The sequence below is a fragment of the Novosphingobium sp. LASN5T genome (assembly GCF_003856955.1).
Lineage (GTDB): Bacteria > Pseudomonadota > Alphaproteobacteria > Sphingomonadales > Sphingomonadaceae > Novosphingobium.
The window spans coordinates 1-7,922 of record NZ_RQSI01000090.1; the positions used below are offsets into that span (position 1 = coordinate 1).

The window sequence follows — 7,922 nt, forward strand, 5'->3', positions numbered from 1 at the left end:
ACATAGAAGTCGCCATCGCTTGGTGGCAAATTTTGCTGAAGGCGGTTCCGCCAGACCTGCACCGCCCGCGTCGCCTTCACGAGCAAACTGCTCAGCTCTTGGACTGGCGCTTCCCAACTCTCTTCCAACTCGCTTCCATCGTTCGTGTCGATCGACCTAGCAAACACGGCCACGCGGCCGGCCCGAGGCGGATTGATCGACACTTGGAAACATTCGAATGGAGGGTGCCCAGGAAGATGGAAGAAACGAGCCGGCTCGCCAGCCCATTCAGTAAACAGCGTTGAGCCGTTCGCCTTCACGTACTCTTCAATGGTCGGGTCCATACCAGCGAAAGGGTTCATGGTTCGAGCTTACCTCGATCACCATGATAGGCCTATAGCAGAGTTGCGAAAAACGCGCGTTTTGTGTATCAACTTTCTTGAATGCCAAGGAGGGCACGATGACACAGGTAGCCGCGACGGAGTTCGCCCGCAATTTCGGACGTTACCGCGAGGAAGCACAGCGCGAGCCGGTCGCCGTGGTGACGCACAACCGGGTCACCGGGTATTTCGTGTCGGCCCGAGACTATGACGAATATCAGCGCCTCAAGGCTACGGCTCCTACCGCCCTGGCGGTCGAAGAGCTGGACGGCGCGACGTTGAAGGCGCTGGCGGCATCACGGATGGATTCTCGCCACGACCATCTCAATGCGCTGATGGATTGAGCCTTTGTCGCTTCCTACCCCGGAACCGGGCTTGGTCATCCCCTATGCCTATCTGTGGCGGCACGAGCATCGCAAAGGACAGGAGGAAGGCCGCAAGGTCCGCCCCAGCGTTATCGTGCTGGCGGTGCAAAGCCCCAAGGGCGGTGCCCCGCGCGTGACGGTCGCGCCGATCACACACACCCCGCCAGCGAAGGACGGGGAAGCGATCGAGCTACCACCCCGCGTCAAGCAGGCGCTCGGCCTCGATGACGATCGCTCCTGGATCGTGCTGGATGAAGTGAACCAGTTCGCCTGGCCCGGCTATGACATTCGACCCGTGCCTGGGAGCAAGGATCGCTTCGCCTACGGCTTCATCCCGCCCAAACTCTACGATACCGTCATCGGCCGCATCCTCGAACTGGCCGCTGCGCGGCACGTCACGGAGATTTCTCGCGACTGAGGCCTACCGCCCTTGCCCGATATCCGGCCCATCGCGGTCATGCCCGCGCTGGCGTTGTCGCTGCCGATCGCGCTCGTCCTGACCATGATCGAGGGCCGGCGTCTGCTGCTGCCGGGGTGACTGATCGAGCGCCGGCAGCGCATCAAACCCGTCGCCGGTGCCGGTCTGCAACCCCGCCCGCATCGTCCGCGCCGCGCCCTGGACCAGGCTCGCCATGCCGTGCGCCGCTAGCTCGGCATGGTCGCGCACCCGCTGCCCCATCTCCTGCAGCCACTCCCGGCCGCGCTCGAGATAGACCCCCAGCCCTCGCGCTTCCTGGATCGCCTCGTTCATTTGCCCGCGCGGGGTGACCGCGTGCGGCTGCTCGCCCGCCGCGATCTGCTCGGCATACGCGCGCCGCTCGATCGCGGCCGACGCATGGCCCATCTTCACGGTCGGCTCCATTTCGACGCCCTGGCGGGCATAGCTGCGATGATCGACCCGCTCGGCCACCTGTGCCAGTTCCAGCGCATCGTTGACCTGCTCTGCCCACCGCTCCCGGATCGCCTCCACCTCGATCGATGCCGACGATCGCACGTCGAGCTGGCGCGTCTTCGCCCCCAGCCCCTGCGCGTCCACCACCCGCGTCGTCGTCATGACATGGGCATGGTGATTGCGATCGTCGCCGTAATCATGAGGAGCATGGATCGCTGCATCGACTGCCACCCCGTAACGGTCGCGGATATCCTCCGCAAAAGCACGAACCAGGTCGCGGCGCTGGCTGGCGTCCAGCTCGGCCGGTAGCCCCAGCTCATATTCCCGCGCGACCTTGGCGTCCTTGCGCTTCTCCGCCGCCTCGGCCGCGTTCCACAGCGCCGATCGGTCCTGCGCCCACTCCGCGCCTTCCGGCACGACGATGAAAGCATCCTCGACGCCGCCCCGCCGCGTGTAGTCGTGCACCAGGCCGTCGCGCTCGTTCACCAACTCGACGCCGGCACGATACGCGATCGCCGCGACCGCGCTGCGCCCGGTCGAGCGCGACACCGATTTCACCGCCAGATGGTAGATCGCCATCGGTCGCGCGCCTTTCTCGAGCGTAGTCCAGCGGCATGACGCTGGTCGGGGTGTGGGGCGGAGGCCCCGCTGTCGCTTGCGACATGGGTGCAGGGTTTCCCTGCCGCACGGATTACGTAGTAATGCTAAAGTGCGCCCTTGTCTCCTACCGTTGTCTCGGGTGGCTTCGTTCGTTGGGTTGCGCTATGCTCTCTTTGTGATCGTGCTTTGACGCGGAGAAGGTATGGCTGCCCCCACTCCCGAATCTGTCGAACTGGCGAAAAAACGTCTTGCCCAGGCCAAGGCTCGCCTCGATGCGCTCAACGCCCGGATCGCCACCGAAGGCCGTCGCCTCGATACCCGCCGCAAGATCATCCTGGGTGGCCTGCTACTCGATGCCGCCACCAAGGATCAGCGGTTCGCCGGCATCGTCACCGAGCTGACCCACCGCATCAGCCGTGATCAGGACAGGAAACCGTTTGAAGGGTGGACGCTGCCCGGGGAGGACCACTGATGGACCGCGACCGCGACGACGATCCCCGCCGCCCGGTAGAACGCGGAAGGGGGCGTGATCTGCTCGGGTCCGATCGCCACGATCCCCCGGCCGGCAAGTTCGACCCGGCCGAGTTCGACATGCCCACCGACCCTCCGCCCTCTGCTGCCGGTCGCGCGCGCGGTGCCGCCGACGCCGCCCAGGCGCACAGCTTCTTCTCCCACCTCGATACCAACATCCAGCGCATCCTTGCCGGTTTCGGCACCCTGCGCGACCTGGTGACCGACGTGCGCGCCAGCCTCGCCGATGCCGCCGCCAGGGACGCCCAGCGCGCCGAAGATGAGGAAGCCCGCGACACGGCCATAGCGGCCCGCCTGGTCGATCCTGCGGTTCTGGCAGCCCGTGCGGAGGCCGGAGCGCGTCATGGGGCCGCAGATGGCCTTGCCGGGGCGGGAGAGACCCTGCGGCGTCGGATCGATGCTGACACGGCCGCACACGCCGCCCTGAACGATCGTCTTGCCGCCGATGCCGCCGATCGCCGCGCCCATGAGCTGCGCCGGCGCCGGTGGGACAGGTGGTGGAACGGCGCGCTCGCCGGCTTCGCCCTGCTGGTGCCTGTTGCGCTGGGTTACGGCTATCACCTCGGGAACGGGGCCGGTGAAGCATCGGGCTATGCCCGCGCCCGCGACGAGGTCGCCGCCGCGAGCTGGGCCAACACCGTCAACGGCAAGCTCGCTCGCCAGCTCGACCAGGCCAGCACCATGACGATCCCGGATATCGCCGGCTGTCCCAAGGGGAATGGCTGGCACAGCGAGAAGCGGCAGGGCGTGCGCTACTGCTTCGCCACCAACGCCGATGCCAAGTCGATCACTGGATGGCCCATGCCATGAGCCTCGATGATCGCACCCGCACCTGGCAGCTCATCATGACCGGCGATGATCTCCGGCACGTCACGCTCGAAACCCAAGCCGACATGGCGCGGCTGCTCGACTTCGATCCCTCCATTTCGCACCTGACGCTCGAAATCGGCGACGATCGCGTCCACGTCGCCCGCGACTGGCCCAGCGACCAATACGAGGAGGCCGATCGCCTGATCGATCGCATCGCCGCCTCGGGCGTGTCCGCGATCGTCGTCCACGATGGCAACGGCAAACCTCCTCGCCGCGTAACGACCGGCGAATGATCGCAGACCGCCCCCACCCCGACTCCTTCCTCGCCGAGCCAGCGGCCGATAGGCCGCTCCTGTGACGGCGTAGCCGGCACGTAGCATTAATGCATCGGCCGAAGGCCGATTCCGCATGTCATCAGGCTGTCGTTGCCTCGTGCGCGCCCGCGATGATTCATATTCTCTTTGATTCTATGATTCAGGGCCACTTAAACTACTGATTTTGTTATCGGAAAGGCCTCGACCTACGATGAATGGGGTGCGCAGGTACGAGGAATGGGGTGCGCACCTACGAGAAATGGGGTGCCCAGTTACGAGAAATGGGGTGGGGCATTCCGCACAGAAGCGAGATGCGAATAGATATTGATTCGTAGCTCGTTTCTGATGCACTTTGGGTAATGTTCGATGATCCAGTCCTCGGCCGCACCATGAAAGCGGCTTCCACGGCGTCAGTCCGTGATGGTCACGCCATCGTCAAAGCTGGTGAGTTCATCGAAGCCCGTTTCGGTGCGGGTACATCACCTTCCCTTGCAGCTCGCAAAACCTTGGCTCTCCTAATCGCCAAAGCTGCTGGCGAAGCCTGGCAGCCAGGATCGCACGTCATCGCCAAGCGTGAACTGCGGGGCACGCACAATGCCAACGATCGGATACAGGACACGCTTGACGAGCTGATGGATGTGAAATTCCAGATGCCTTCGACCTCGGCCCAAGGGCGCGTTGCGACCCTTACCGCCGCCCTGCTCGCCTGGACGCTCAACGAACATGCGGAGGATGGCCGGGCTACTGTCGAATGGGAGTTTACAGCACCGGCTCGGGCCATCCTGCAAGGGAGCGACTACTATGCCCGGTTGAACCGGGCGGCACTGCTCGCATTCCGGTCCAAATACGCCATCACCCTCTATGAGATGGGATGCCTGCTAGCTGGTCGTCGCGAGCCTCGATGGTCAGGTACGATCGAGGAATTGCGGGAGCGGGTCGGCGTAGCGCCTAAGACGCTGCTCAATTTTTCCGATTTCCGCCGCTTCGTCCTCGATCTCGCGAAAGCCGAAATCGACCAGCTCGCCGCGTTCACCATGGAATGGACGGAAAAGCGTGGTGCACGAGGTAAGATCACCCACGTTACCCTGACCTTCACACCGAAGGACGATGATGCCACGGACGCAGCGGCCGATGAGGCCGGGCGGCATAGCGGCGGTCGGAAGGCGCGCCGGGAGGGCACGACGGAAACTATCGTCGATACCGCCAGCCTCATCGCGTCGGCCGCCTCCAGGCTATCTGTTTCCGATGCTCTGCGCTGGCCTGCCGACGACCAAATAGATGGGTTCAAGACCCCAGAGCTTCACGCGATCGGGATAAGCCTGGGCGGGGGGCATGCCGTCCAGCGATTGGCGGATCAGTATGCCCGCGTCCGCCCCGAACATCGCCGTAAGCTGACTGGCGACGCTCTCAAGGCTGATTGGACGAAATGGGTTACGGGGTGTGCCTCTAAGTGGGGCAGAGCCTAACCATTCCTCCCTTACTCCGTTTCTGCTAACGGTTAGCTGACCGTCGTTTGAAACGATCCGCAACAGGGGCAGATACATGGCTTACACCCTAGGAGAAGCCGCCAAGGCAACGGGTATCAGCAAGGCTTCCATATCTCGCGCCATCAATAGTGGCCGGATATCCGCCACAAAAAAGGATGACGGCTCTTTTTCGATCGAACCGGTAGAACTTCATCGGGTCTACCCTCCAAAGTCAGCCGCACCAGTTACCGAAACAGTCATAGGAACATCACGCAACGCCGATGCTGACACCCGTAACGGGTCAGATTCCAACGTGTTACAGGCCCGTCTTGATGCAGCTTTGGAACAGTTACGCGACCGGGAGGGAACGATCGATGATCTTCGTCATCGTCTCGATCGATCGGACGAGGAACGGCGTGAGGCACAGGCCCGAGTGATCGGCTTGCTGGCGGGACCAGGGCCAACGGAGTCCAAGCGAGGGTTTTTTGGTCGCCTATTCGGCCGGCCCGATGAGTGATCCCCGCTATCGCCTGGCAAGCCGCGATATTGTTGCCTGATCCACATCGAACAGCGCCGCGACGGTGCGTTGCGTGTCGCCGGCTGCAAGCCGCTGTAGCGCCTCGGTCTGCTGGTGAGGGGTAAGGGCGGCACGTCGGCCGAACTTCACGCCACGAGCCTTGGCCTGGACCCTGCCGGCAGCGGTGCGCTCGGTGATGCGCTGCCGCTCATAGCTCGCCGCGATCCCCAGCACGGCGATGACGACCTCGGCGAACTGCGAGGTAGTGTCCACCATCGGCTCCGCGATCGAGCGGAAGCCCGCGCCGGCTTCCTTCACCGCATGGAGGATATTCAAGAGGTCACGGGTGTTGCGGGCCAAGCGATCGGTTGCCGTCACCATCAGCACGTCGCCGGCATCCAGCGCGCCGATCGCGCGCTTGAGCTGGGGCCGCTCTGCCGTCGCGGCGCTGACCTTCTCGCGGTAGATCTTGGTGCAGCCGGCCGCGTCGAGCTGGGCGAGCTGCTGCGCCAGATCCTGCCCGTTGGATGAGACGCGCGCATAGCCGTAAATCATGCTCCGATTGTGCATCGGAATTATGCATCAAGGAAGTGCCCGGATTTCAGCCGTTTTCCGGGTGATGCAAAACCTGTGAGTTTTGCATCACGGACGGCGAAAAGTGGTGGAAAACGGACATTCGCAGGATCGCATGATCGAGGTCCGCTAAGGTCAGAAGCGGACCCGTGCCGGACGGATCAGGCAGGAAAATGAATTCCGCACAGTTTGTTACCGTCGGGGTCACGAAAATAAGCCAGTTCGATGGTGCCCATGGAGGCAGTTTCGCGCGGTCCGGGCGGAGCTTCGATCGAGGTTCCGCCAGCGGCGACGGCAGTGTCGTGAAGCTGCTTCACCTGCTCGGGCGAGTCGCAGGAAAAGGCGACGGTGCTACCGTTGGCGACGCTTGCCGGTTCGTCGTTGATCGGCTGGCTGACGATGAAGTTAGTCCCGTTGCCATTATTGTAGATCAGACGTGTATGGCCGCTATCGGCGATGTTCCGCGTCCCTTCCCCTGCACCCAAGGTGCCAAGCACCGTGTCGTAGAAGCGCTTGGACCGTTCAATGTCGTTCGATCCGACCATGGTGTGAAAAAGCACGCGTACTCTCCTGAAGCCTGATCGACTGCCGATCGCCATTAGCGGTCTTACCTAACCGGCACATAACTCGCAAGTCACCCCTGGGCCCTCGGAATGCCCGCTACTAAGCGCAAGCCGACTGGCCGCTTTGCGCCTTTCGTTGATGCAAAACTTTTGATTTTCGCATCACTGACCACCAGGCACGGTGCCGGGCCGTAGGCATCTTCACATCAGGGTCGGGCTACCTGACAACGGATCACCTGTGGCTTCCCAATGAATGTTCTCGACATTCTTGGTGCGGAGCCAGTCGTCGACAAGCCACGCGAGCCCTTGGAGTGCGATGCTAGATCGCAAACGGGCAGCGAACCGGCCGGCACCTTCATCAGTGAAGCGGACCAGGTGAAAGCGGTTCTGAAACCACGATACCCAGACAGTCTTTCGGCCGAACATGGCGGGTAGCACTGTCTTACCACTCGCAACCATGTCGGCGCGAAAAACGCTAGCGATGAGGGCCGGGGAGGTGGACAGGCTGCTTTCGGTCGAGATGCCGAAGCTCACCCGATTTCGGAGACCCGCTGGGGCGTCAAGCCGTAGAGGGTAATCAGCCTGATCGGCCATGCCCGCTCGTGCCAGCCTTTCGAGCAAAACCGCGTCGTGGCCACGATAGCGGATACAATCCACCTCACTGGACCACATAGCCTTTAGGGTTCGGTCGATTTCATCTGGTAAGCAGGGTTGCCGTTTGACGAAGCAGTGGTTTTTCCCCGTTTCAAAAATCTCGGGAGCAATATCCTCCGGGACGCCGCATAATAGGCAGCAGCCCGGCTCGACATAGAAGTCGCCATCGCTTGGTGGCAAATTTTGCTGAAGGCGGTTCCGCCAGACCTGCACCGCCCGCGTCGCCTTCACGAGCAAACTGCTCAGCTCTTGGACTGGCGCTTCCCAACTCTCTTCCA

At 62.8% G+C, this 7,922-nt stretch carries 12 protein-coding genes; 7 read left to right on the forward strand and 5 right to left on the reverse strand.

Annotated elements, in window-relative coordinates:
• A partial coding sequence (locus EH199_RS23770; protein WP_190287416.1) for a hypothetical protein occupies positions 1–341 on the reverse strand: 341 nt, incomplete at its 3' end.
• Positions 342–439: 98 nt separating this feature from the next.
• Between EH199_RS23770 and EH199_RS23775 the strand changes: the two genes are divergently transcribed.
• On the forward strand, positions 440–703 hold the full coding sequence (locus tag EH199_RS23775) for a prevent-host-death protein (protein WP_037531062.1): 264 nt from the start codon (positions 440–442) through the stop codon (positions 701–703).
• A gap of 4 nt (positions 704–707) precedes the next feature.
• Positions 708–1,142: a type II toxin-antitoxin system PemK/MazF family toxin gene (locus tag EH199_RS23780; protein ID WP_124811500.1), complete on the forward strand. Its 435-nt coding sequence runs from the start codon at positions 708–710 to the stop codon at positions 1,140–1,142.
• A gap of 3 nt (positions 1,143–1,145) precedes the next feature.
• Here EH199_RS23780 and mobQ read toward each other — a convergent pair whose 3' ends face one another.
• Positions 1,146–2,195, reverse strand: coding sequence for a MobQ family relaxase (gene mobQ, locus EH199_RS23785; protein ID WP_124811501.1), 1,050 nt, complete (start codon positions 2,193–2,195; stop codon positions 1,146–1,148).
• Between the two features lie 223 nt (positions 2,196–2,418).
• Between mobQ and EH199_RS23790 the strand changes: the two genes are divergently transcribed.
• The 5 genes from EH199_RS23790 (at position 2,419) to EH199_RS23810 (ending at position 5,854) form a co-directional block, all read left to right on the forward strand.
• Entirely contained in the window at positions 2,419–2,688 is a 270-nt protein-coding gene (locus EH199_RS23790; RefSeq protein ID WP_124811502.1) for a mobilization protein, read from the forward strand.
• Positions 2,688–3,557 carry a hypothetical protein gene (locus tag EH199_RS23795; RefSeq protein WP_124811503.1) on the forward strand — a complete coding sequence of 290 codons (870 nt, stop codon included), beginning with the start codon at positions 2,688–2,690 and terminating at the stop codon, positions 3,555–3,557. The genes EH199_RS23790 and EH199_RS23795 overlap by 1 nt, the downstream gene beginning before the upstream one ends.
• On the forward strand, positions 3,554–3,850 hold the full coding sequence (locus EH199_RS23800; protein WP_124811504.1) for a hypothetical protein: 297 nt from the start codon (positions 3,554–3,556) through the stop codon (positions 3,848–3,850). Before EH199_RS23795 ends, EH199_RS23800 begins: the two co-directional genes overlap by 4 nt.
• 380 nt (positions 3,851–4,230) lie before the next feature.
• Entirely contained in the window at positions 4,231–5,337 is a 1,107-nt protein-coding gene (locus EH199_RS23805) for a replication initiation protein (protein WP_223806907.1), read from the forward strand.
• Positions 5,338–5,413: 76 nt separating this feature from the next.
• Positions 5,414–5,854 (forward strand): helix-turn-helix domain-containing protein, encoded by a 441-nt coding sequence (locus tag EH199_RS23810; protein WP_124811505.1) that lies wholly within the window; start codon positions 5,414–5,416, stop codon positions 5,852–5,854.
• A 6-nt stretch (positions 5,855–5,860) separates the two neighbouring features.
• Here the strand turns inward: EH199_RS23810 and EH199_RS23815 are convergent, their stop codons facing one another.
• The 3 genes from EH199_RS23815 to EH199_RS23825 form a co-directional block, all read right to left on the reverse strand.
• Complete coding sequence (locus tag EH199_RS23815) at positions 5,861–6,409, reverse strand: recombinase family protein (RefSeq protein ID WP_124811506.1); 549 nt, start codon at positions 6,407–6,409, stop codon at positions 5,861–5,863.
• A 179-nt stretch (positions 6,410–6,588) separates the two neighbouring features.
• Positions 6,589–6,987: a VOC family protein gene (locus EH199_RS23820; RefSeq protein ID WP_056422467.1), complete on the reverse strand. Its 399-nt coding sequence runs from the start codon at positions 6,985–6,987 to the stop codon at positions 6,589–6,591.
• A 204-nt stretch (positions 6,988–7,191) separates the two neighbouring features.
• A partial coding sequence (locus EH199_RS23825; protein ID WP_223806908.1) for a ferredoxin occupies positions 7,192–7,922 on the reverse strand: 731 nt, incomplete at its 5' end.

What these genes read in the sequence shown, in the direction of transcription:
- EH199_RS23775 (WP_037531062.1), top strand. Translation starts at nt 440, where the DNA reads ATGACACAGGTAGCCGCGACGGAGTTCGCCCGCAATTTCGGACGTTAC.
- mobQ (WP_124811501.1), bottom strand. Translation starts at nt 2,195, where the DNA reads ATGGCGATCTACCATCTGGCGGTGAAATCGGTGTCGCGCTCGACCGGG.
- EH199_RS23790 (WP_124811502.1), top strand. Translation starts at nt 2,419, where the DNA reads ATGGCTGCCCCCACTCCCGAATCTGTCGAACTGGCGAAAAAACGTCTT.
- EH199_RS23795 (WP_124811503.1), top strand. Translation starts at nt 2,688, where the DNA reads ATGGACCGCGACCGCGACGACGATCCCCGCCGCCCGGTAGAACGCGGA.
- EH199_RS23800 (WP_124811504.1), top strand. Translation starts at nt 3,554, where the DNA reads ATGAGCCTCGATGATCGCACCCGCACCTGGCAGCTCATCATGACCGGC.
- EH199_RS23805 (WP_223806907.1), top strand. Translation starts at nt 4,231, where the DNA reads ATGTTCGATGATCCAGTCCTCGGCCGCACCATGAAAGCGGCTTCCACG.
- EH199_RS23810 (WP_124811505.1), top strand. Translation starts at nt 5,414, where the DNA reads ATGGCTTACACCCTAGGAGAAGCCGCCAAGGCAACGGGTATCAGCAAG.
- EH199_RS23815 (WP_124811506.1), bottom strand. Translation starts at nt 6,409, where the DNA reads ATGATTTACGGCTATGCGCGCGTCTCATCCAACGGGCAGGATCTGGCG.